The organism is Streptomyces sp. TLI_55 (assembly GCF_900206255.1).
Taxonomy (GTDB): Bacteria; Actinomycetota; Actinomycetes; order Streptomycetales; family Streptomycetaceae; genus Streptomyces; species Streptomyces aquilus.
In genome coordinates, this window is the sequence record NZ_OAOJ01000005.1 from 22,982 (window position 1) to 45,683 (window position 22,702).

Annotated in this window: 19 protein-coding genes and 3 CRISPR repeat arrays (1 of these 22 only partly in view); of the genes, 12 read left to right on the plus strand and 7 right to left on the minus strand. The window is 69.9% G+C overall.

Annotated elements, in window-relative coordinates:
- Nucleotides 1-68: 68 nt before the first annotated feature.
- Complete coding sequence (locus CRP56_RS49205; RefSeq protein WP_373559795.1) at nucleotides 69-341, minus strand: hypothetical protein; 273 nt, start codon at nucleotides 339-341, stop codon at nucleotides 69-71.
- A 130-nt stretch (nucleotides 342-471) separates the two neighbouring features.
- On the opposite strand from CRP56_RS49205, the gene CRP56_RS45820 reads away from it, so the two are divergent.
- Nucleotides 472-1,245, plus strand: a complete 774-nt coding sequence (locus tag CRP56_RS45820; RefSeq protein ID WP_097276103.1) for a glycosyltransferase family 2 protein — start codon at nucleotides 472-474, stop codon at nucleotides 1,243-1,245.
- 34 nt (nucleotides 1,246-1,279) lie between these two features.
- Here the strand turns inward: CRP56_RS45820 and CRP56_RS48980 are convergent, their stop codons facing one another.
- Nucleotides 1,280-1,405 (minus strand): hypothetical protein, encoded by a 126-nt coding sequence (locus CRP56_RS48980; protein WP_257042420.1) that lies wholly within the window; start codon nucleotides 1,403-1,405, stop codon nucleotides 1,280-1,282.
- Nucleotides 1,406-1,765: 360 nt separating this feature from the next.
- On the opposite strand from CRP56_RS48980, the gene CRP56_RS45835 reads away from it, so the two are divergent.
- The gene (locus tag CRP56_RS45835; protein WP_097276105.1) at nucleotides 1,766-2,284 is read left to right on the plus strand and encodes a hypothetical protein; all 519 of its coding nucleotides are present in this window, start codon (nucleotides 1,766-1,768) and stop codon (nucleotides 2,282-2,284) included.
- A 305-nt stretch (nucleotides 2,285-2,589) separates the two neighbouring features.
- Here the strand turns inward: CRP56_RS45835 and CRP56_RS45840 are convergent, their stop codons facing one another.
- Both CRP56_RS45840 and CRP56_RS45845 read right to left on the minus strand, forming a co-directional pair.
- Nucleotides 2,590-2,805 carry a DUF397 domain-containing protein gene (locus CRP56_RS45840; RefSeq protein ID WP_306459486.1) on the minus strand — a complete coding sequence of 72 codons (216 nt, stop codon included), beginning with the start codon at nucleotides 2,803-2,805 and terminating at the stop codon, nucleotides 2,590-2,592.
- Between the two features lie 5 nt (nucleotides 2,806-2,810).
- Complete coding sequence (locus CRP56_RS45845; protein ID WP_097276107.1) at nucleotides 2,811-3,677, minus strand: helix-turn-helix domain-containing protein; 867 nt, start codon at nucleotides 3,675-3,677, stop codon at nucleotides 2,811-2,813.
- Nucleotides 3,678-3,882: 205 nt separating this feature from the next.
- Here CRP56_RS45845 and CRP56_RS45850 point away from each other — a divergent pair, with 205 nt between their 5' ends.
- From CRP56_RS45850 to CRP56_RS45885, 9 genes are all read left to right on the plus strand, one after another.
- Complete coding sequence (locus CRP56_RS45850) at nucleotides 3,883-4,389, plus strand: ATP-binding protein (protein WP_097276109.1); 507 nt, start codon at nucleotides 3,883-3,885, stop codon at nucleotides 4,387-4,389.
- 393 nt (nucleotides 4,390-4,782) lie between these two features.
- Nucleotides 4,783-4,908, plus strand: coding sequence for a hypothetical protein (locus CRP56_RS48985; RefSeq protein WP_257042424.1), 126 nt, complete (start codon nucleotides 4,783-4,785; stop codon nucleotides 4,906-4,908).
- A 177-nt stretch (nucleotides 4,909-5,085) separates the two neighbouring features.
- The gene (locus CRP56_RS45855) at nucleotides 5,086-6,363 is read left to right on the plus strand and encodes a TfuA-like protein (protein WP_097276111.1); all 1,278 of its coding nucleotides are present in this window, start codon (nucleotides 5,086-5,088) and stop codon (nucleotides 6,361-6,363) included.
- Complete coding sequence (locus CRP56_RS45860; RefSeq protein ID WP_097276114.1) at nucleotides 6,350-7,510, plus strand: YcaO-like family protein; 1,161 nt, start codon at nucleotides 6,350-6,352, stop codon at nucleotides 7,508-7,510. The genes CRP56_RS45855 and CRP56_RS45860 overlap by 14 nt, the downstream gene beginning before the upstream one ends.
- Nucleotides 7,507-8,304, plus strand: coding sequence for a class I SAM-dependent methyltransferase (locus CRP56_RS45865; RefSeq protein WP_097276117.1), 798 nt, complete (start codon nucleotides 7,507-7,509; stop codon nucleotides 8,302-8,304). Before CRP56_RS45860 ends, CRP56_RS45865 begins: the two co-directional genes overlap by 4 nt.
- A 34-nt stretch (nucleotides 8,305-8,338) precedes the next feature.
- Nucleotides 8,339-9,346 carry an NAD(P)H-dependent glycerol-3-phosphate dehydrogenase gene (locus tag CRP56_RS45870; RefSeq protein WP_097276119.1) on the plus strand — a complete coding sequence of 336 codons (1,008 nt, stop codon included), beginning with the start codon at nucleotides 8,339-8,341 and terminating at the stop codon, nucleotides 9,344-9,346.
- A 504-nt stretch (nucleotides 9,347-9,850) separates the two neighbouring features.
- A complete protein-coding gene (locus CRP56_RS45875) occupies nucleotides 9,851-10,090 on the plus strand; it encodes a hypothetical protein (protein WP_097276122.1) in 240 nt (79 codons plus the stop codon).
- Complete coding sequence (locus CRP56_RS45880; RefSeq protein WP_097276124.1) at nucleotides 10,087-10,992, plus strand: sigma factor-like helix-turn-helix DNA-binding protein; 906 nt, start codon at nucleotides 10,087-10,089, stop codon at nucleotides 10,990-10,992. The genes CRP56_RS45875 and CRP56_RS45880 overlap by 4 nt, the downstream gene beginning before the upstream one ends.
- Nucleotides 10,989-11,741 carry a hypothetical protein gene (locus CRP56_RS45885; RefSeq protein WP_097276127.1) on the plus strand — a complete coding sequence of 251 codons (753 nt, stop codon included), beginning with the start codon at nucleotides 10,989-10,991 and terminating at the stop codon, nucleotides 11,739-11,741. Before CRP56_RS45880 ends, CRP56_RS45885 begins: the two co-directional genes overlap by 4 nt.
- A 295-nt stretch (nucleotides 11,742-12,036) precedes the next feature.
- Here CRP56_RS45885 and CRP56_RS45890 read toward each other — a convergent pair whose 3' ends face one another.
- On the minus strand, nucleotides 12,037-12,243 hold the full coding sequence (locus CRP56_RS45890; protein ID WP_097276129.1) for a DUF6207 family protein: 207 nt from the start codon (nucleotides 12,241-12,243) through the stop codon (nucleotides 12,037-12,039).
- A 294-nt stretch (nucleotides 12,244-12,537) separates the two neighbouring features.
- A complete protein-coding gene (locus tag CRP56_RS45895; protein WP_097276132.1) occupies nucleotides 12,538-13,209 on the minus strand; it encodes an HNH endonuclease family protein in 672 nt (223 codons plus the stop codon).
- Between the two features lie 131 nt (nucleotides 13,210-13,340).
- Between CRP56_RS45895 and CRP56_RS45900 the strand changes: the two genes are divergently transcribed.
- Entirely contained in the window at nucleotides 13,341-13,604 is a 264-nt protein-coding gene (locus tag CRP56_RS45900; protein ID WP_097276183.1) for a hypothetical protein, read from the plus strand.
- Between the two features lie 22 nt (nucleotides 13,605-13,626).
- Here the strand turns inward: CRP56_RS45900 and CRP56_RS45905 are convergent, their stop codons facing one another.
- Entirely contained in the window at nucleotides 13,627-14,424 is a 798-nt protein-coding gene (locus tag CRP56_RS45905) for an IS5 family transposase (protein ID WP_218878156.1), read from the minus strand.
- 255 nt (nucleotides 14,425-14,679) lie between these two features.
- Nucleotides 14,680-15,929: direct repeats of the CRISPR family, unit length 28 nt; unit sequence GAGCAACCCCCGCAGGCGCGGGGACGAC.
- 92 nt (nucleotides 15,930-16,021) lie between these two features.
- A CRISPR array of direct repeats spans nucleotides 16,022-16,417; the repeat unit is 28 nt; unit sequence GAGCAACCCCCGCAGGCGCGGGGACGAC.
- 762 nt (nucleotides 16,418-17,179) lie between these two features.
- A CRISPR array of direct repeats spans nucleotides 17,180-22,702; the repeat unit is 28 nt; unit sequence GAGCAACCCCCGCAGGCGCGGGGACGAC; it runs 730 nt beyond the window's last position.

Here is a 22,702-nt window from a genome sequence, read left to right on the forward strand (position 1 = left end):
GAGGTCCTCGGAGCGCACAGGCTTGGTGGGTGCGGGGCATGTCGCGTGATAGTTCGAGTGCGTCTGGCTCAACGAAGCGGAGGGCTCTTCGAACGCACGTTTTTAGGACGCGCTGCCTTCCGCAAGGCGCTGGGGCGGCCGGACGTGGGGGATGCAACGACCCTTGCCCGGCCCGGATCGAGACGAAAACGATCTTGGCTGAAACCCCGGGTGCCCTGGGCCCCGGACTCCAGCACCGCGCGCAGCCGTGCGGAGCCCACGTCCTCGACGTAGGACTGGCCGGCGGCGAGCTGCCGGACACGGCCCGGGTTCACGTCGTAGCCGACGACACGGTGTTCCACCTCGGCCGAGCGTACGGCCAGGGGAAGCCCTACATAGCCCTGCCCCAGCGACAACTATCTGCATGGCAGCTCCTACTCGATTCCGGTGCTTGAATGGACCGTCGTTCCTGGTCTGGCAAGGAGAAGTGCTGTGTCTCTGGTGTCGGTCGTGATGCCCGTGTACAACTCGGCAGCCACCCTCGGCGCGGCCGTCCGTTCGGTCCTCACGCAGACCCACAGCGACCTGGAGCTGCTGGCCACGGACGACCAGTCCTCCGATGGCTCGATGGATCTGCTGCGCGAGTTCGCCGCCCAGGACGAGCGGGTCCTGCCTCAGTCGGCACCCGAGCGGGGCGGGGCGGGCCGGGCCCGCAACCTGGCGATCGAGCGGGCCCGCGGGGACTACATCGCCTTTCTCGACAGCGACGACATGTGGCTTCCGGAGAAGACCGAGAAGCAGCTCGCCTTCGCTGCGGAAGGTGATGCGCCGCTGACGTTCACCAGCTATTACAAGATGGACGCCGACTACGACGGCGAGAGCACCGACTGGGTCCCGAACGGGCGGGTGGTCCGTGCACGGGAGCATGTGGACTACCGCGCGATGCTGGTCCGCGACTACATCGGTGCCCTCACCGCCATGTATGACCGCAATGTCCTGGGCAAGAGGCTGATGCCGGAGATGCGCAAGCGCCAGGACTATGCGCTGTGGCTGTCGATCTTGCGGGAGGGTGCTGATGCCCGGGGGTTGGCTGAGCCGCTTGCTGTGTACAGGGCCCACCAGGCGGGATCGCTGTCGTCCAACAAGCTGTCGCTCGTGCAATACAACTGGGCCCTGTACCGCGAGCATGAGCGTCTGTCGGTCCCGCGGGCGACGCGGGCGTTGGCCGGCGCTGTGTGGCAGTCGCTGAGCAACTCGCGCATCTAGTCTCGGGTGGGTCAGCGGTGCCGTTGGCCGACGACTACGCGGCCGAGCTGTCGCCTGCCCTCGCGCGCAGGAACAGCTGGAGGCGTAGCCACCGGTCGGAGACCGGGACGCTCTCCTGGCCGCCGCGCTGCACACCATCGTGCTGCTTCGCATGCGCCACGACCAACGCACCCGCGACTACGTCACACGACGCACGCTCGAAGGGCTCAAGGCGAAGGACATCTTCAGGTGCCTCAAGTGCTTTGTCGCGCGAGAGGCCTACCGCCACCTCACCAGCACACCCCTGGCACCTCCAGTCACTTGACGATCTATAGGAGCTTCAGAGCGAGCTAAGGCAGTGCACAGCGACGCTCATCCGCGCCGACGGCGGAGACCTGCACGCAATCCACGAGACACTGCGGCACTCCACGATCAAACTGGCATCGGACACGTACACCTCCTTGCTCAAGGAAGTCGACCTGAAGATCGCAGAGAAGGAGGCCGCCCTCGTGCCGCGCGCCCAGAAGCCACCGGAGGTCATATGACCGACCAGCTCGACATGCTGCCTACAGCCCTGCACGGCTTCCACCTTGCACGGCAGCGGTACCTCAGCCAGCTCGACGGCGGTGAGCCGGAGGAGGTGCTCGTCATCTCCGCGATGGAGGTCATCTACTGGTCGTGCACGCTCGACGAGCAACTGGAGCGCCCCGACAACTGGTACCGGGACACGCAGGCGTACGGGCGGTCCATCCTGAAGGGATCTCGGTACGCCCGAAACCGCGCGACTCACCAGCTGCCGATGCTCCTGGAGAGCAGGGACGGGATTCAGGCCCCGCTGAGGGCGCCGCTCCGTGTCGAGGAGATCGTGTGGCTGCCGATTTCTGAACTGCCGCAGGCGGACCGGCCGCCGGGCAGAGGACAGGCGGAGAACTACGAACTCCACCTTGCGGGCAGGCCGGTGCGCCACACTCTTGATGCGATCGCGGCTTGGTTCGCGGCTGAGCAGAACCGGCCAGGGTCGCCCATCGCGGTCGGATCGTGGGATGCCGAAGAGAGGTAGTCGGCGGTGCCCCGGAGTGGGACAGCAAGGCCCTCGTCATCGCAGGTGACGGGGACCTTGCTGTCCCACTGCCAGTCCGCACGCGCCTGAACAGAACGTCGATGGCGGCATAGAGCGTCACGACAAGGGCGTCGGAAATTGCGAAACCCTTGCCGTGACCAGCGCTTCTCGGAGCGATGCGACAGGGCGTGACAGCACACCTAGCGGCGGGCGGTCCGTCCAACTGTAGGACGCGCCTTCGACGAAGGACATGAGCGGGTCCTGGCACTGGTTGCCGGAACCGCGGTGCGGCCCGGTGTTGTACGTCAGACGCCCGGAGCGCCAGCGGCCACGTGGTCGATGAATTGAGACCAGGCCCGCTGCGCGAAGACGATGGCTGGACCGTGGGCATCCTTGCTGTCGCGTACGGGCACCGCGCCTGGGATGTGAGCCACCTCCACGCAGCTTTGGTCCCCGCTCGAGTAGGACGACTTGACCCAGTCGAAGCCGGTGGCGGTAGCGATGGGGTAGTGCTGTGTCACGGATGTCAGTCCATTTCCTGTATGGCGGCGCGGATGCGGGCGAGAGATTCCTCAGCGGGGAGTGCTTCCGAGTTGAGGCGGCGGAACAGCGTGGTGAAGATCTCCACTTGAGCCGGTTCCTCGTAGTAGACGGTGTCGATGAGGCCGTCGGCGTAGACAACGTCAGTCTCTGCTGGCTCAGGGAACGACAGAATTCCGTAGGGGCCATACAGAGCTGAGTTGATCGGTGCGGCGGAGGGCAGCACCTGGATCTGGATGTTGGTCTCGCTCGCCTGAGTGGCGAGGTAGTCGAGCTGCTCGCGCATGACATCTGGGCTGCCCATGCGGTGCCGCAAGCTCGCCTCGGTGAGGATCGCCCATAGGCGCAGTGGTGCGGGGCGGGCGAAGACCTGCCTGCGCTGGCCGCGTACTTTCACCTGCTCCTCAACGTATTCGAAGTCGTCTGCCTTGTCGGGGCGCTGTTCGCGGATCACGGCCTCGGTGTAATCGCCTGTCTGGAGGAGGCCGGGGATGAGGCCGGTTTCCACGACGTAGAGGTCCGATGCGTCCCATTCGAGGGCGATGTAGTCGGCATACGCTGGCTTGAGGGTGTCCTCGTACTTGGACCACCAACCGCGCTCGCGTCCATGCCGAGCCAGTTCCTGCAGCCGGGCTCGTAGAGCTTGGTCGTCGACGCCGTAGAACGCCAGGAGCACGCGTAGGTCAAGGGGGCGGATGCCGGACTGGGCTCCCTCAATACGGCTCATCTTGGACTCAGCGCATGCCAGTTCCTCCGCGGCCTGGGCGAGCGTCTTGCCGGCGGCGACGCGGAGATCACGCAGCATGCGGCCGAGCCGCCGCTGGCGCACGGTGGGGTTCCTGTTCACGGCCACAGCGAGAGTCCTCCCCTTTTGGCTGCTGTAAGTGTGCCTGCGTACGACAGTTCGCGACAAGCAAGGTGATGCCAATTCAAAGTAGGGACTTGCACCTTGGGGTGGCGCGGCGGGATAGTGGGGCAACTCGCAACTCTGTGTGCAGGGTTGATCACTTCGAGCTGCCTGCCCTTGTGCAGGTCACCGGAGCCATGGAGGCATCCGAATGCCGTTACCGCCTGAGCCGACCACCGACCGCTCCCGCTACCCTGCGCATCCCCGCCAGGTCGGCATTGCCCGAAAGCGCGCCGAGGGCGTAGCAGCGAGATGGGGAGCGGATCAGCGAACAGTCGACAGCGTGGCCTCCGTCCTCGCCGAACTCGTGGCGAACGCCGTCATTCACGCTTGTGCGCCTAGGGGCCACGAAGTCGGCGTCACGCTCCGGCTGTTGGACAACTACCTCCGCATTGAAGTCCGTGACGCCGACCCGGCCCCGCTTGCGCCGTGTGCTGAGCCGAGCGAGCAGGCGGATCTCCAACACCTGGCCGATAACGGGCGCGGTCTGCTGCTCGTGGACCAGCTATGCGATGGCCGCTGGGGGAGCGCTGATGAAGTCATTGGCAAGACGGTGTGGGCGGAAGTCCCGCTGAGGAGGGCCGCCGAGAACTCGGCACAGGAGCCGCTGGCCACTGAGCCGGACCCCGACCTGTGCCAGTGGATAAAGGCACCGTGAATGAGGCGCCGCCAAAGGCACCGCCGCGCCGCCGGACCATCGACACCGCGATCACCATGGCGCTGGTCGCCCTCGCCGTCGGTGCCTTGGGTTTCGCTCTGCTGCAGGGCCTGTGAGCCGGCTGACACCTCGCCGGCTCCTCGTACGCACCACCAGCGCTGACTGGCTCGGCACCCACCTGATCTCCCGGCGCCGGGCGGCGCGTGCATCCCCCCGGAGCACGGCACGGCGCCGGGCCTCCTACTTCCCGTTCCGGCGGACGGGAAGTCGGCCTCAGCCAGCACCACCGGCGAGGTCCGGGCACCACCACCGCACCCACAGGGTGCGGTGCGCGCCACTGGCCCGGGCAACTGCCCGGGCCGGAATACCGAGTAAATGAAGGGAGGGACTGTCATGGAGCACCTGTCGAAGTCTGAGACCGCAGCCGCGGCCCAGCAGACTATGACTGTGCGTCTCGCCGACATCGCCGTGCCGTCCGGCACTGTGCGGATCGAGGACGTCGAGGACGAGGGCCCCTGAGCGGGGCCGGTGGCACCAACGTGATCCGGTCCTGAGCCGGTCAGTGACCGGCACCGGATCACGCTGCGTCCCTCCGGGACGGCCACCACGCCACGAGCGGTGCCCCTCAACGCCCGTGCGTTGAGGGGCACTTCCCCCTCCCACCTATTCGTCCTCAACCCTGGGCCCTTGAGAGCCATGACCATTCACGTATTCGTCGGACCCACCCTTCCGCCGGACGAGCCACTGCTCGTCCACCAGTGCGTGCGTCGCCGACCGCCCGTCCGACATGGCGACTTGTTCGATGCGGCGATCGCGGACACCGACACCGTCGTCCTCATCGACGGCCTCTACCACCAAAGCCCCGCTCTGCGGCACAAGGAGATCCTTGCCGTCCTGGCCCGCGGGGTGCGTGTCATCGGCGCCGCCAGCCTGGGCGCCTTACGGGCTGCTGAGCTGTGGTCCTTCGGCATGGGCGGTGTGGGCAACGTCTACCGTTTCTACCGCAACCTGGAGATCATCGGCGACGACGAAGTCGCCGTCGGCCAGGACCCGATGACGGGCCGGGCGTTGACCTGGCCGATGGTGAACTGCCGCTACGTCATCAACCTCGCCGTCAACAGCCAGATCCTCACCGGCTCCCAGACGGCGCCGCTGCTCGAGGCCCTGCACGCGGTCTACTATCCGCAGCGCACCTTCGCCGCGATCCGCGCCGTCTGTCGCGAGCAGAACGCTACCGCCTTCGCCGACTGGCTCGGCGAACGGCGCGGCGGCGACCCGTACTTCGGTGACATCAAACGCTCCGACGCGCTCAGCGCCATCCGTGCCGCCCTGCACGGACCCGATCCGTGCGGCCGCGTCCCGTCAGACCTGCACCTCGACAGCGTGTATTTTCGCCGCTGGTACAACGCTTTCGCGACCGAGTGCGTCGACGGTCTGATGCTGCCGACCGGCCTGCGCATCGCCTACCAGCAGCTATTCGACCCGGACTTTCGCGCGCTGTGGGAGTGGCACCTCGACCACCTCTCCCGCCGACCGTCCGACGGCAGCCGGGGAATGCCGCTTGCTGAGCGGATGCTCCGTCTCACCGGCCAGGAAGCCGGCCCGCCTGCGGCCCACACGGCGTTCAGGGTGCCGATCGATCTGCGGGATTCCGGCACCGTCGAGCGGCTCCTCGCCTACGAAACGGATCCGGACCGCCGGGCCGTGGCCCGCTACCTCGCGGCCAACGACGACGCCCGCCGCGAACTGCCCTTCTACACGCCCGAAACGGTCAGGAACGAGCACGTGATCGGTGTGCTCCAGCAGGTGTGGAGGGGGCCGGACACGCGTCTCGAGGAAGAGGCTTTGGCCCGGGGGTTCCGGGGCCTTGCCGAGGCCGTGACGGCCATGAAGGTCTTCATGGCCGGCTTTCTGTGTGACTGGGAGCAGCCGGTCACTGATGTCACGGAGGCGACCACTGATGTCCGCCCTTGACCTGCTGGCGTTCGACGGCACCGTGCGGGCCTGCGAGCCCGAAGCGACCTGGAGTGTGCTGGTGCCCAGGCTGCCCGACTACGGGATCACCCGCGTCGCCGATCTGACCCGGCTGGACCATCTCGGCCTGCCCGTGTGGGCCGCGCACCGCCCAGACGCCCATACGCTGACGGTCTCGCAAGGCAAGGGTTCCAGCCACCGCCTCGCCGCGATCTCAGCGGTGATGGAGGCCGTTGAACTCCACCATGCCGAGCAAGTCCCGCAGGTCGACTTCGACGGTCCTGCCTTCGCAGTGAGCGTCGACTACCCCCTGGAGGCCCTGCCGCTGCGCCTTGCGCCCCAGACGTTGCCGGAAGTCGCCGCCCTCAACCGCCTTCCGCAACAGTGGACACAAGGGGTTGGCTTGCTGACGTACCGCTCCTTGCTGGTTCCGGCCGGGGTGGTCTTCCGGGCTCCGCAGGCGCTGTGGACACCAGCCGTGTGGCGGTGCACCAGCACCGGCCTTGCCTGCGGCAACACCCGTGACGAAGCGATCGCGCACGCCCTGTTCGAAGTGATGGAAAGGCATGCGCTCCAGGTCGACGAGAACACCGGCGGCACCCTGCGCACCCTCATCGACCCTGCAAGCGTCAACGACCCCTACAACCGCCGTCTCATCGACCGCATCCACGCCAGCGGCGCCAGCCTCGAGTTGTACGTCGTCGACAACGCCTTCGCCCTGCCCGTCTGCCTGGCCTACCTGTGGTCTCAGGACTACCCGGTCTGGTTCGCCGGCACCGGCTGCCACAGTGACCCGCACATCGCGCTCAGCCGCGCCATCACCGAGGCCGCCCAGTCCCGCCTCACCTCGATCTCGGGCACCCGCGACGACCTGCCCAGCCACAACGAAGCGTTCGCCGCCCCCCAGCCCGCCCCCACAGGCCCCCGGCAGACACCGGCCACTTGGCACAGCACGCTCAGCACCTGCCGCCCGCCAGCCGCGACCACCTTCAGCGAACTGGTGCAGGCGCTGGCCGAGCGCCTGCACAAGACGACCGGCTACGAGCCCATCGCCGTTACCCTCTCCGCCCCCGACGCCCCCCTGGCTGCCGTCAAGGTCGTCGCACCCGGCACCCGCTCCCGTACCCGGAGGGACATCCCGCGATGATCCACCTCACCGATCGCGAGTTGGAGCAGGCCGGCCACTACGACGCCTTCCACGCCGCTCGCGCCGAAAGCCCTCTCGTCTCGGAGCTGTACGCACGTGCCATGGGAGATGCCTATCCGGCTGAAGTCGCCCCCTACAGCTCCTGCGACTGGCTCCTGCTGGGCACCCTGACCGGCCGGCTCAAACTGTGTCCGGGCCAGCTCCTGGCGGACATCGGCTGCGGCACCGGCGGTGTGGGCTTATGGCTGGCCCGTGCGCTGAACACGCGGCTTGTCGGAATCGACGTCTCCGCCAAAGCCGTGCGCCTCGCCATCGAGCGCCGCACGGACTTCATCGGCGACGAACGGGCTCACTTCACGGTCGGCAGCCTGGAGAGCACTGGCCTGCCTGACGCTTGTGCGCACGGGCTGGTCTGCATCGACGCCTTCTTCAACGCAGCCGACCGGATTGCTGCCTTGACCGAGTTCCACCGGGTCCTTGCCCCCGGCGGACGCGCCGTGATGACCCGCACCCTGCCTTCCGGCGGACGGACCGAGATCAAAGCTCAGGCCCGCGCGGTCGGACTGACCGTCGAGCACATCGACGTCAGGCATCACGAACCCGACCTGTGGCACCGCGTCTACCAGCTTTGGATCGTCCATGAAGACCGCCTGCGCGCGGAGCTCGGCGACGACCAGGCCGCCAACATGCTCGCTGAAGCCCACCGCATGCAGCCCCGGCTCGCCACCCGGCAAGCCCTCATCGTCACGTTGCGCCGCCCGGCGACCAGCCGTCGCAGACGCACCAGGGCATAGGCTCACCCGAGAACCCGGAAAGAGGAAACGCCAGATGAATAAGGTCGCGGTGCTGTCCGCCGGTTCCTGGGGCACGACCATGGCGATGGTGCTGGCTGACGCTGGCAACGCCGTCACGCTCCACGCCCGGCGCAGTGAGATCGCCGACGCGATCAACACCCGGCACGAGAACCCCGCCTATCTGCCCGGCATCACTCTGCCCACGACGATCCGCGCCACCACCGAGCCGGCCGACGCCCTGAACGGCGCCCGGCACGTGATCGTGTCGATCCCTGCCCAGACGCTGCGTACCAACCTCGTGTCCTGGGCGTCTCTCATCCCGGCCGATGCCGTCGTGGTCAGCCTCATGAAGGGCATCGAAACCCACACCGGGCTGCGGATGAGCCAGGTCATTACCGAGGCCGCCGGTATCCCCGCCGAGCGGGTCGCTGTTCTCTCCGGTCCCAACCTCGCCCGCGAGATCGCCACCCGCCAGCCGGCCGCGTCCGTCGTCGCCTGCCCCGACGAGACCGCCGCGCATACGCTGCAGGCCGCGTGCCTGACCCCGTACTTCCGCCCCTACACCGACACCGACGTCATCGGCTGCGAGCTCGGCGGCGCCGTGAAGAACGTCATTGCCCTCGCCGTCGGCCTCGCCACCGGCCTGGGGCTTGGCGACAACGCCCGCGCGGTGCTCATCACCCGCGGCCTGGCCGAGACGGCCCGACTCGGTATGGCCCTGGGCGCCGACCCCCTTACCTTCGCGGGCCTGTCCGGCGTCGGTGACCTCCAGGCCACCTGCTCCTCCCCGCTCTCACGCAACCGCACCTTCGGCGAACACCTCGGCCGCGGCCGCACTCTCGCCGAGGCCACCACCGCCACCGGCCAGACCGCTGAGGGCGTCAAGTCCAGCCAGGCCATCCTCGAGTTGGCCCGCGCCCACGGCGTCGAGATGCCCATCACCGAGGTCGTCGTCGGCGTCATCAACGGCCAGCTCACCGTCCACGACGCCGCCGGCCAACTCCTGGCACGCGCACCCAGGCCCGAGCGCTACCAGGCCTGAACCCCACAGGCCACCGCGCGGCAGTGGGCGCGCCCAGACGCACCCTTGGTTCCCGGGAGCCTGTGCGCGTACGTGACCAACGGCGGCTTCGTTTCCTGATGTGGCGAGATGTGGCCGCTGGCCGCTCCCGGCCCGCCGAGGTGCGGGAACGGGAGCGGCACACCCCTCTTGAAACGCCGGCACGAGGGGCACGCCTTCCGGACGGGAAGGGCTGCGGCACCCGAAGGCGCCGTCATTTACATGATGAGCACTCCGCGGCCGGGCGCAGCCGAATCCGGGAACTTCGCCCCGAAAGCCTGACGCCTCCGTGCGCCCCGGCGCACGGGAGTCGGCGTGCGCCCTCCTGGGGCTACCGGCGCATTGTTCCGCGATTCCTTGATCACGTGGCGTGACCGGTTGATCGCGCTCCATGCTGGCGTCCGGCTCCTCGACAGCGCGGCCGGCACCGCGCCGAGGAGCTGTTCCGGACAGGTACACAAACGGGTACGTGGGAAAGGCTCTTGGATGTCCAAAAGGCAGGTGTGGGCCGTCATCGCACTGGTGACGGTCTCCGCATGGAGCGCGGTGATGGCCGTGTTCGGGCAGACGGCGGCGGTCGCAGCCGTCGTCCCCTCAGTGATCTTGATGGTGGAACAGGTAGGTGTCGCCCTGGCGGGTGGCGAGTCGCGCCGTACCCGGACCGCCTCCGGTGCCGCGAGCGAGGTGCCCGCCGCTGAGGGCGGGGACGAGGAGCGCGCCGAGTGAGCGCACCATCAGTGCCCCCACAGTCCGACGGGGGCCAAAGCGGTCGGCCGGGCCGCAAACCCGGGCCGATCTCGGACGGGGTCGGCCCCACCCACCGGGCCTGGCTCGAGCCTTTACGCACGAGGTTCCTGGCCGGCGGCCTGACCATCAGCGACCTCAGCGAGCGCTCCGGCTGGGCGAAGTCCAAGATCTCCGAACTGCTGCGCGGGGCCGGCCTGTACCCGCGCTGGGAGATCACCCACGGGCTGCTGCAGGTACTGGAGATCCCGACCTGGCCCATGCGCCGACTGTGGATGGCCGCGGCGCTGGAAGCACACAAGAAGCCCGACTGGATCGACGGCTGCATACAGAAAGTCGCCCTGACCACCGGCCCCGTCGAACCGCCCCTGGAGCACCAGGCATTCACCGACCTCAACCGCGACGCCTACACCGCCTACGCCAGAGTTTTCCTTGAGGACCAGGAAGCCTTCGAAGCCGTTCAGGAAACCTTCGACCTCCTGTGGCTGCACTGGCACGAAGCGCTGGCCAGCTCCGACGTCGTCGCCTTCGCCTGGCCCGTGCTGCGCGAACGGGTCATGGACCGCGCCTACCACAGCGAAGACGGCCACCCCGAACTCACGCACGCCGCCTTCAACACCCTCGCGCTGAGCCACCTCACCGACGACGACGCCCGCTTCCGTCAGATCGCCGAATCCCTCGCCCTGTTCAGGGCGATCAGCCGACTGCCCGCACCCCAGCTCGACGTCATGGTCCTCACCCACCTCCTCGGCCTGGACCACGCCGCCGTCGCCGACGTCCTCGGCACCCCCATCGCCGCCGTCCACTCCACCGACCGCTACGCCCGCAAATCCCTGACCACCGTTCTTGGCCCCCAGCACGACCCGGGAGACGCACCCGCATGACCCCCATCGACGAACTCCTCGCCCGCGCCCGCCTCCTCGACCAACCCGTCGTCCCCCGCGACATCGTCCCCACGACCGCCACCGTGCTGCCGGTGCTGCCCGTCCTCACCACGGATCCAGAACAGGAGCGTGCGGCAGAGGAGTTGAAGACCCTGTGCGAGACCGTCCTCGCCCACACCACCCCCGCTCTGCTGCAGGCGTTCATCACCGAGCACCTGCCCGAACCTCCCGCGGCCCGGGTGCTGGGCTGCGTCCTGCAGCTGGCAGACGACGAGGACAGCGCCCGCGCCTGGTGGCAATACGCCGCCGGAGCCGGCGACGACCTCACCCCCTACTGCCTCTACCTGCAGCACCTCGGGCACGGCGACACGGACGCGGCAGCCTGGTGGCTTCACCAGAGCCACATCGACCACCACGACGACAGACCCAAGTCCCTCGTCTTCGACGACAGCTTCCCCACCGTGCTCCGTGTCCTCACCCAGCTTGAGGCCACGCCACGGCCCCGCAGTGAGGTCGCCGACGCCGTCATGCACTACGTTCCTGGCGCCGTCGCCCTGGGCTACCTCGACCTCGACCACCCCGACTTCGACATGCCTCTGCCCCGGGGAAACTTCGCCGAGCAACTCGGCGTCCTGCTCGCCGCCGCGTCGGCCGCCAGTTCGCTGAGAACATCCCGGGCCGCAGCCCGGCTGCCGGGCCGAAGGCCGTCAAGACGACGCCCGAAACCCACGACGCAGGAGCAGGACTAGCTGAACACGCGACGTCTTCCATCCTCGAGGCCTGCGACTGCCCCGACGTCGGGAACGGAGGGTCCGAAAATGGAGGGTGAGCGCTGCCGCAGGGGCTCAGAGAGCGTCGACCTGTCCTCGTTGGTGGAGATGAAGTGCCCGCGCTGGGACTGCCTGCCTTCGAGACGGTGGTGACCCGCAAGAGTCCGGGCTGGGTGCGCACTCGTTGCACCCCGCGAGTGTCCTCACCTGGACTTGACGCTGATTGCAGAGACAGGACCTGGTGTCCCGGATGGCAGGTGGAGACGAAGGGGCGCTAGTCGGGGGCTTGGCGGAGGTCGAGGAAGCAGCGCAGTCGTACGCCGGGATGTCCTGGTTCTCGGGTCGCGTGGGCGGCGGGTGCGATGGCGCACTGTGTGGCGAGCAGGCTCTGGACGGCGAAAGCGGTCTTCTCGTCCACGGCCGCGATTTCCACCACGGCGAGTCCAGGCTCAGCCATCTGTGCCTCGTTGATCGGTCTCATACACAGCACTACGCGCACACGCCTTGCAAGGTTCTCCCGCAGCGGCGTCTTCACCCGACCGAGGACACCCCCAGTGAGGGCTCATGCTGCGGAGACCGATCGGGTACTCAGCCTGATAAGGCTGACTGATAGCGGCGAGCACGCGGACGAAGCAGCCTCACGGCGCCGGGCGCCGTAGGTGGGGCGGCTGCTGTCGGTACTGCGTTAGAGGCGGCTGCAGACATGGTGTAGGGCGAGCGTTTTGCCCGGGCTGTCAGATGCGGTTCCGGCCGCATCTGACAGCCCGGGACAGTGTTAGGGGGCCGGAACGTAGTGGACGACCGTCAACTCGCACGGCCCACCCGCGTAGACGCTGATGGTGTCGATTTCGGCTTGGTCAGCACTCAGACCCCAGCGCAGCTTGGTCGCGGTCCACTCGGCGAGGTAGCGGCACGTGGCGCTCGGCGCGGGCGGCATCCACGTGCTGGGGTCCTGGTCAGCCTTCTGACGGTTCGTCCGTGCGGTGACGGCGACCAGGCTGGCGGCGGCATCCTGGTCGTTGGCGTATGCCTCGCGGCGGGCGGCGCTCCAAGTGGAGGCGCCGGAGTCCCACGCCTCGGCGAGAGGGACCATGTGGTCGATGTCGAGCTTGGCCGGGTCAGTGACTTCCTGCTCGTCGTAGTAGGACAGCCACTCGCCGCCACTCAGCTTGCAGCCGGCCGATACGGTCGGCGCCTCAGAAGCTTCCGCCAGGAGTACTTCAGCACGGGTGTTGCAGCCATCGGCCGGGTCCAGGCCGCTGTTCCAGTGCTTGAACTTGTCGCGTGAGTAGCCGGTGCGAGACTCGTCGGCGACCGGGATCTGTCCGACCGCGTAAGAGAGCGGGAAGGCCTGCGCTGCTGCTGAGGCATTCGCCGGCGTGGGGACAGCGAGCGGGGCAAGGACGAGGAAGAGCGCGGGCAGAGCGCGCAGCATGTTCTTGATCACAACGGCAGGAATAGCGGTGCACGACCGGGCCAGTGAGCGATCAGCCCCCTTTGTGGACCGGTCGGCTGAACGCTTTCACCGCCGAACCGTTTAGACGATGTCTTGATTGGCGGTATCCGTAGGCTGTGCTCATGGAGGGCAGAGTTGAGACGGTGTGCCGGATCTGTGGGTTGGATGTCGGCGAGGTGCGGTTCGACGGGGACGGCTTGTCGGTGTTCGTGGTGTGCGCGTGCTGCGGCTGCGAGTCCGGGGTTGAAGACGGCACTGCGGCTGCGGTCCGTCGGCATCGCGAATCTTGGATCGGCGACGGGGCCCCGTGGTTCGAGCCCAAGGCCCGGCCGGCTGACTGGGATCTGGAACTGCAGTTGTCCAACATTCCGCCAGAGTGGCGTTGATGTCGGTAGCGGGGTTGGATAGTTACCCGGTGATGCGGCGATAGCAGATGAGGGTTGCGGCGATGCCGGCGAAGGCGAGGAAGTGCTCGGCCTTGCGTTCATACCGGCGATGCAGGCGGCGGCATCCGTTCAGCCACGACATGGTCCGTTCCACGACCCAGCGGTGTCGCCCCAGACGGCTGGAGTTCTCGACGCCGCGGCGGGCGATTCGCGGCACGATCTGTCGGCGGCGTAGCCAGTTGCGCAGGTGATCAAAGTCGTAGCCCTTGTCCGCATGTAGCTTGGCCGGGCGGTGGCGCCTTGGACCGTAGCGGGAGCGGATCGGCGGGATGCCGCACATCAGCGGGATCAGGGCCTGACTGTCGTGCAGGTTGGCGCCGGAGATACCCACGGAGAGCGGGAGCCCGTTTCGGTCGCAGATGACGTGAATCTTCGACCCGGGCTTGCCACGATCGGTCGGATTCGGTCCGGTCAAGGGGCCCCCTTTGACGGCACGGATGCTGGCTGAGTCGATCGCGCACCGGGACCAGTCGAGCTCGCCGTTCGCGCCGAGCCGGTCGAGGACGACGCGGTGCAGCTTGGCCCATACCCGGGCCCTGGACCAGTCGGTGAAGCGCCGGTGCACGGTTTGCCAGGACGCGCCGAAGACCGGCGGTAGCTGCCGCCAGGCGCAGCCAGAAGTGGCAACGAAGACGATCGCAGCGAGCACCGCACGGTCATCACATCGCCGCCGCCCTCCGCCCTGCGCACGCACCGGCGGCTCCGGCGCCACGTCCTGGAAGATCTCCCACAGTCCGTCAGGCACGAGCCGCTCAACTATGTCCATGCCGGAACAACGAACCACTGCCAATCAAGACATCTTCTTAATCCCATCACCCGGTTGACGCCGCTAAGGAACCCCCGCGGGAGCGCGGACCACCTCGCCAGCCACAGCAAGGGCACCAAGAGTCCGGAGCAAACCCCGCAGGTGCGGGGGCGACACCAGTGGTCAGGGTTCGAGTCCCGGTCGACGCGAGCACCCCCCCGCGGGCGCGGGGACGACGACGGCGTGTGCCCAGCCTGGTAGCCGGCGAGGGAGCAACCCCCGCAGGCGCGGGGACGACCTCCAGGGCGAGACCCACGAACTGGCCGACTGGGAGCAACCCCCGCAGGCGCGGGGACGACGCCGGGTCGAAGGGCAGACGGTAGGCGTCGTGGGAGCAACCCCCGCAGGCGCGGGGACGACGCCGGGTCGAAGGGCAGACGGTAGGCGTCGTGGGAGCAACCCCCGCAGGCGCGGGGACGACTTGGCGAACCGGCCATAGGTGACCGGTCCGGGCGAGGAACCCCCGCAGGCGCGGGGACGACCGCCGTCCACCGCACGCCGTACATCTCGCCCACGGAGCAACCCCCGCAGGCGCGGGGACGACCCCCCGGTCTGTCTGCCGGGCCGCCAGCGGGAGGAGCAACCCCCGCAGGCGCGGGGACGACGAATATCCCGGTATCACCGTGGTCATCGACGAAGAGCAACCCCCGCAGGCGCGGGGACGACTCCCTGGGATTCACGAACGGTCCGCAGATCACCGAGCAACCCCCGCAGGTGCGGGGACGACAAGCGCCCAACCTGCCGCCAATTCCCCTGCGCCGAGCAACTCCCGCAGGCGCGGGGACGACCCGAGAGCACGCTCAGTGTCCTCGATTTGACGGGAGCAACCCCCGCAGGCGCGGGGACGACCCGACGCCGAGCCAGGCGACGTGCACGTCGACGGAGCAACCCCCGCGGGTGCGGGGACGACGCCTACTGCGCCGCCGCACTGGCCGTCATCGGCGAGCAACCCCCGCGGGTGCGGGGACGACAACGACAACAACGCGCTGACGGTCATGGACTGGGAGCAACCCCCGCGGGTGCGGGGACGACGCCGAGGACGGCGCCCGGTCCTTCGTAGAGGAGGAGCAACCCCCGCGGGTGCGGGGACGACCGGCAGGCCCTCGCAACTGCCCTTGATGGCCTCGAGCAACCCCCGCGGGTGCGGGGACGACACCGAGCAGGACATCGACGACACCCTGCTCACCGAGCAACCCCCGCGGGTGCGGGGACGACGCGGCCCTTGCTCTTCCGCCAGGCTTCAACGCCGAGCAACCCCCGCGGGTGCGGGGACGACCCCGCGCGTCACCTTCAGATCAGCGCGGGTCATGAGCAACCCCCGCGGGTGCGGGGACGACGATCACAGGGTTCCACGACTTCGGGCAGTACTCGAGCAACCCCCGCGGGTGCGGGGACGACATGCAGGGCCGTCTGCTGTTCACCGGCCCGGACGAGCAACCCCCGCAGGCGCGGGGACGACCCAGACGGTGCGGAGAGGGCGAAGGGGAAGGGAGAGCAACCCCGCAGGCGCGGGGACGACAGACGCTGAAGCCACCACCCGGGAGACTCCACCGAGCAACCCCCGCAGGCGCGGGGACGACACCCGGGTGTCACTGACACCGGACACATCACAGGAGCAACCCCCCGCAGGCGCGGGGACGACAGCTGCACACGGGACAGGGCCCGACGAGCCCGGGAGCAACCCCCGCAGGCGCGGGGACGACGCGGCCACGCTGAGCTTGTACGAGGTGTTCGTCGAGCAACCCCCGCAGGCGCGGGGACGACGCGCCCGAGACGGCAATCCGGCGGATGGTGGCGGAGCAACCCCCGCAGGCGCGGGGACGACGCCGGGTCTGGCTGTACCGGTGCTATCAACGACGAGCAACCCCCGCAGGCGCGGGGACGACGCTATGGCGGTCGCGAGACTGCCGCGGAACAGGGAGCACCCCCCGCAGGCGCGGGGACGACGTGGTCATTCAACCAACAAGCGGACCAGGTGGTGAGCAACCCCGCAGGCGCGGGGACGACATCACCGCACTGCTCCCGGTAGCGATGCCGCTGGAGCAACCCCGCAGGCGCGGGGACGACCCCGCCACCGGGTTCGCGATCCCGGACAGCACGGAGCAACCCCCGCAGGCGCGGGGACGACCGCCTGCTCGTTCTCCGGCCCCTCATAGGCCGCGAGCAACCCCTGCAGGCGCGGGGACGACTTGGCCTCGTCGGGCAGACGCCGGTAGACGATGGAGCAACCCCCGCAGGCGCGGGGACGACTCGAGGTCCATCAGCACATCGCGGTAATCCTTCGAGTAAACCCCGCGGGCGCGGGGACGACGGCGGCCTCGCGCACCGCGTTTTCTGCCGTCCGCGAGCAACCCCCGCGGGCGCGGGGACGACACGGAGCGGTCGATGTGGTCGACCATGGCCAGGGAGCAATACCCGCGGGCGCGGGGACGACGTGGCGCACTCAGGCTGTCGGCGCGCCGTGACGGAGCAACCCCCGCGGGCGCGGGGACGGCTACAGGTCGGGTCGGTAGTCCACCAGCGCGTGGGAGACCCCCGCGGGTGCGGGGACGGCCACGGGCACGGTTCGACCGTTGTCTGACTCCATGGGAGACCCCCGCGGATGCGGGGACGACCCGTCGTGGCCGCAGACGAGCCCGAACGCTGCGGAGAGACCCCCCGCGGGTGCGGGGACGACGAGGTGGCCCAACCGTGCTGCTGAACCTGAACCGAGAGACCCCCGCAGGTGCGGGGACGGCGCCACGTCGAACTGCCAAGGCTCCCCGTCGAGGGAGAGACCCCCGCGGGTGCGGGGACGACGCCGACACATCGAGGCCATAGGCCGCGGCGAGCGAGCAACCCCCGCAGGCGCGGGGACGACAGGACGACGACCGAGGAGCGCCGCCGCCTGCCGGAGCAACCCCCGCAGGCGCGGGGACGACCTCAGCGTGATGACGCTCGTCGCCACGCTGTTCGAGCAACCCTCGCAGGCGCGGGGACGACTCGCTCACCGGCGTCTCCGGTCCTCACCCGGAGGAGCAACCCCCGCAGGCGCGGGGACGACAGCGGGACGAGGGCTGGAGTGGTCCAGACTCTGGAGCAACCCCCGCAGGCGCGGGGACGACCACGCGCTCGCCCTTCTCCCCACTCTCGACGTCGAGCAACCCCCGCAGGCGCGGGGACGACCCGATGCCCGCGGACATCGAGTACGAGACCGAGGAGCAACCCCCGCAGGCGCGGGGACGACTGGGTGGCGCCCCCGCCCGCCGAGCCGGACACCGAGCAACCCCCGCAGGCGCGGGGACGACTGATGCACCGAGTCGAAGGTGCTGTTGCCGCCGGAGCAACCCCCGCAGGCGCGGGGACGACTGGCCCCAGATCCTGACCGTTGCCCACGGCCTCGGGCAACCCCCGCAGGCGCGGGGACGACAGGACAGCCGCGTACATGATCAGCTGGAGTTTCGAGCAACCCCCGCAGGCGCGGGGACGACAGGGCACGATCTCGGGCGTCGATCTGGCGCAGCGAGCAACCCCCGCAGGCGCGGGGACGACGTCCATGCCGGGCATCCAGGTGACCAGCTGCCCGAGCAACCCCCGCAGGCGCGGGGACGACGTGAGGGGAGCGTAACCAGACGCCGTTTCCGGGGAGCAATCCCCGCAGGCGCGGGGACGACCTGAATCTGGCCACGCTCAGGCGCCACCAGATCGAGCAACCCCCGCAGGCGCGGGGACGACGCCCCCGCCGGCCCCGAGGTGGCCATCGCTGAAGAGCAACCCCCGCAGGCGCGGGGACGACGGTCGCGGGTCATGGTGTCCTCTCAGTCGATGGGAGCAACCCCCGCAGGCGCGGGGACGACGCGGCGTGAGGAGGAGATTGATGCAGGTGTTCGGAGCAACCCCCGCAGGCGCGGGGACGACAAAGAGGTCCAGCCCGGCAAGGTCGACCCCAGCGAGCAACCCCCGCAGGCGCGGGGACGACGAGGGCGGCGAAGACGCGCGTCGTCGTCTCGGAGAGCAACCCCCGCAGGCGCGGGGACGACCAGGCACAGCGTGGGTCGTAGATGGTGCCGCGGGAGCAACCCCCGCAGGCGCGGGGACGACCACGAACGTCCCCAACGGCTCGCCCGGGTCCGGGAGCAACCCCCGCAGGCGCGGGGACGACGTCGGCCTGATCGGATTCCGGCTGCGCCGCGTCGAGCAACCCCCGCAGGCGCGGGGACGACCACAAGCAGACGTACGCGGAATGGCTCGCCGACGAGCAACCCCCGCAGGCGCGGGGACGACCCAGATGCGGATAGACGGGTGAGTTGAACGGCGGAGCAACCCCCGCAGGCGCGGGGACGACGTCGTGCAGGTCCTGGAGTTGATCCGATGTCGGGAGCAACCCCCGCAGGCGCGGGGACGACGCCGGCGGGGCGCAGCGGGTCATGCGGGTTGGGGAGCAACCCCCGCAGGCGCGGGGACGACTGCCCGTACACCCTGACGACCTCTCCGCCGAGGGAGCAACCCCCGCAGGCGCGGGGACGACGCGGATGTCCTCCCGCTCGCCGAGCGCGGCGAGGAGCAACCCCCGCAGGCGCGGGGACGACCCCGCGCGCCACCTTCAGGTCAGCGCGGGTCATGAGCAACCCCCGCAGGCGCGGGGACGACACCTCCGCCTGCTTCGCCTTCTCCTCCTCCGCCGAGCAACCCCCGCAGGCGCGGGGACGACCACGAACAGGCCGGAGTACTTGTGTGCCGCGACGAGCAACCCCCGCAGGCGCGGGGGCGACCTGCGGGAGCAAGCAGCGCAGGGCAGCCGCTGCGAGCAACCCCCGCAGGCGCGGGGACGACACGCACGAGCACTTGGCGCAACCCGGGCACCACGAGCAACCCCCGCAGGCGCGGGGACGACGTTGATGTAGGTCAGGCCGCCGGCCCGTTGGAGGAGCAACCCCCGCAGGCGCGGGGACGACGTAGCCGACCAACAGCCCGGTGACGAGGAAAACCGAGCAACCCCCGCAGGCGCGGGGACGACGTGTACGGCGGCCCAGCTGACGGCCAGCCAGCAGAGCAACCCCCGCAGGCGCGGGGACGACGTTTCGCCCATGCTCTATGCACCTGAGTGAGTCGAGCAACCCCCGCAGGCGCGGGGACGACGCTGAGGATGGCGGTCATGATCAGGCCCTGTCCGAGCAACCCCCGCAGGCGCGGGGACGACGCCCTGGTCGAGGACGACGTCCCCCTCGCGCAGGAGCAACCCCCGCAGGCGCGGGGACGACGAAGCCGCGTACGTGCTCGCCAAGGGCCCGGAGGAGCAACCCCCGCAGGCGCGGGGACGACGACGCGTCGTCGAGCGGCACGGCTCAGGCCAGCGAGCAACCCCCGCAGGCGCGGGGACGACGGGCCCCGGTACCAACTCCAGCGCTCCTTGAGCGAGCAACCCCCGCAGGCGCGGGGACGACTCGTCTGAGGTGATGACGTGAACAAGAAGCTCGGAGCAACCCCCGCAGGCGCGGGGACGACGGCGTGGGTTGCCTGCGTGGTGAGGGCGTCCGGGAGCAACCCCCGCAGGCGCGGGGACGACGTGGTGTCGGCCGCCGCCTCGATGCTGGCTGCCGAGCAACCCCCGCAGGCGCGGGGACGACGCCCCTTCAGGAGCCGCGGCAGGAGTCGGGCGGGAGCAACCCCCGCAGGCGCGGGGACGACGCGCCGAACCCCTCGTAGGCGGCCAGCGCGGGGGAGCAACCCCCGCAGGCGCGGGGACGACGACTGGACAGTGACGGTGACGGCGTTGTTCTGGGAGCAACCCCCGCAGGCGCGGGGACGACGCCCCTTCAGGAGCCGCGGCAGGAGTCGGGCGGGAGCAACCCCCGCAGGCGCGGGGACGACGCGCCGAACCCCTCGTAGGCGGCCAGCGCGGGGGAACAACCCCCGCAGGCGCGGGGACGACGACTGGACAGTGACGGTGACGGCGTTGTTCTGGGAGCAACCCCCGCAGGCGCGGGGACGACCGACGATGTCTGCGGGGTCGATGTCCATCAGGCGAGCAACCCCCGCAGGCGCGGGGACGACCCCTCGCAGGCAATCCCGGCCTGGCTGAGGAACGAGCAACCCCCGCAGGCGCGGGGACGACCGGTCCGCCGCGTGGTGGCCCAGTGTCAGGCGGGAGCAACCCCCGCAGGCGCGGGGACGACGCGTCGAGCACCGCGCCCAGGTCGCGACGGAGCGAGCAACCCCCGCAGGCGCGGGGACGACTCGGTGGTGGTGAGGAAGAACCGGATGTTGGAGGAGCAACCCCCGCAGGCGCGGGGACGACTCGTGCAGGAACACCCCGCCGGCCGATGGCTCGGAGCAACCCCCGCAGGCGCGGGGACGACGACAGGGAGAACGACCCGACGAGGGGAGCCGAGGAGCAACCCCCGCAGGCGCGGGGACGACCCGACCATGCGGGCGATGTGCTCCGGGATCTTGGAGCAACCCCCGCAGGCGCGGGGACGACCCAGCGTGTGCCGTCGGCAGCAGTCTGTTCGCGGAGCAACCCCCGCAGGCGCGGGGACGACTGCGGGGCGCGGTGCGGGTGGTGGTCATGGCGGGAGCAACCCCCGCAGGCGCGGGGACGACATGACGTGTGCCCACCGGGGACTCGCCAGTAGGGAGCAACCCCCGCAGGCGCGGGGACGACGACGAGAACGGGGACGCTGCGGGTCTGGATCAGGAGCAACCCCCGCAGGCGAGGGGACGACCCATTCGACGGCGTGCCAGACGTCGGCGAGGCGGAGCAACCCCCGCAGGCGCGGGGACGACGTGACGTCCGCCGGGATCGCCTTGGAGCGGATGGAGCAACCCCCGCAGGCGCGGGGACGACGGCGCGGGGAGAGGGGATCGGGTGGAGTTCGTCGAGCAACCCCCGCAGGCGCGGGGACGACGCGGCCACGTGCTCGATCCCGAAGCTGTAGGGGGAGCAACCCCCGCAGGCGCGGGGACGACGACATGTGACAACTGCCCGCCAGACTGCGCGGGGAGCAACCCCCGCAGGCGCGGGGACGACCCGCCGTGGTCCCCGGACTCCCCACTGTTCTGGGAGCAACCCCCGCAGGCGCGGGGACGACTCCTCGGGAGTCAGTTCGTCCCAGGGAACGGAGGAGCAACCCCCGCAGGCGCGGGGACGACTCCTTGCCGGCCTTCTCCGTCGGCACCCCGCGCGAGCAACCCCCGCAGGCGCGGGGACGACACACCACAAACGGACTCATAGAGTCCACCCGCAGAGCAACCCCCGCAGGCGCGGGGACGACGGGCCGATCGTCTCGTAGGACACCTGCTGCGGAGAGCAACCCCCGCAGGCGCGGGGACGACCACTACAGGTTCCAGCTCCATCCCTACCAGCACGAGCAACCCCCGCAGGCGCGGGGACGACCATGCGGGGGGTGCCGTACATCTTGGCGACGTGGAGCAACCCCCGCAGGCGCGGGGACGACGAGGTCCGGATAGACCCGACGTGGCTCCGGGAGGAGCAACCCCCGCAGGCGCGGGGACGACGCGGCCGCCGGTGCGGGCACGGGCCTGCTGGCGGAGCAACCCCCGCAGGCGCGGGGACGACCCGATCTCCAACCGGCCCGCGTCGACGAGCTCGGAGCAACCCCCGCAGGCGCGGGGACGACTTGGGGGGGACCATGCGCTCTGCTGCTGTGCTCGGAGCAACCCCCGCAGGCGCGGGGACGACTGCGCGACGCGCTGGTCGAGCGGGACCCAGAGCGAGCAACCCCCGCAGGCGCGGGGACGACTTCGCTGTGCACCACACTGTCCGTCTCAGCCAGGAGCAACCCCCGCAGGCGCGGGGACGACGCTTCGGCAGGGTGCGGGCTGGAGTGCTGCGGGGAGCAACCCCCGCAGGCGCGGGGACGACGCCTCCGTGCGACCTGCCGATGATCTCGTTCGAGAGCAACCCCCGCAGGCGCGGGGACGACCCATCGCCATCCCCGCGCGAGGCCGGCACACCGGAGCAACCCCCGCAGGCGCGGGGACGACACGCTGTTGCAGTAGAAGTGGGCCGTCTTGAGGGAGCAACCCCCGCAGGCGCGGGGACGACCCACCGCCGAGCTTCTCCGCCCAGTAGTGCGGGGAGCAACCCCCGCAGGCGCGGGGACGACTGGCGGTGACGGTGCCTTGCAGCGCGGTGACGGGAGCAACCCCCGCAGGCGCGGGGACGACGCGTGGCCGAGGTCCAGCAGCTCCGGGCAGTCGGAGCAACCCCCGCAGGCGCGGGGACGACGGG

Bases quoted from the DNA above. Each gene is read 5' to 3' on its own strand.
- CRP56_RS45835 (WP_097276105.1), top strand. From the start codon at position 1,766: ATGACCGACCAGCTCGACATGCTGCCTACAGCCCTGCACGGCTTCCAC.
- CRP56_RS45850 (WP_097276109.1), top strand. From the start codon at position 3,883: ATGCCGTTACCGCCTGAGCCGACCACCGACCGCTCCCGCTACCCTGCG.
- CRP56_RS48985 (WP_257042424.1), top strand. From the start codon at position 4,783: ATGGAGCACCTGTCGAAGTCTGAGACCGCAGCCGCGGCCCAGCAGACT.
- CRP56_RS45855 (WP_097276111.1), top strand. From the start codon at position 5,086: ATGACCATTCACGTATTCGTCGGACCCACCCTTCCGCCGGACGAGCCA.
- CRP56_RS45860 (WP_097276114.1), top strand. From the start codon at position 6,350: ATGTCCGCCCTTGACCTGCTGGCGTTCGACGGCACCGTGCGGGCCTGC.
- CRP56_RS45865 (WP_097276117.1), top strand. From the start codon at position 7,507: ATGATCCACCTCACCGATCGCGAGTTGGAGCAGGCCGGCCACTACGAC.
- CRP56_RS45870 (WP_097276119.1), top strand. From the start codon at position 8,339: ATGAATAAGGTCGCGGTGCTGTCCGCCGGTTCCTGGGGCACGACCATG.
- CRP56_RS45875 (WP_097276122.1), top strand. From the start codon at position 9,851: ATGTCCAAAAGGCAGGTGTGGGCCGTCATCGCACTGGTGACGGTCTCC.
- CRP56_RS45885 (WP_097276127.1), top strand. From the start codon at position 10,989: ATGACCCCCATCGACGAACTCCTCGCCCGCGCCCGCCTCCTCGACCAA.
- CRP56_RS45890 (WP_097276129.1), bottom strand. From the start codon at position 12,243: ATGAGACCGATCAACGAGGCACAGATGGCTGAGCCTGGACTCGCCGTG.
- CRP56_RS45900 (WP_097276183.1), top strand. From the start codon at position 13,341: ATGGAGGGCAGAGTTGAGACGGTGTGCCGGATCTGTGGGTTGGATGTC.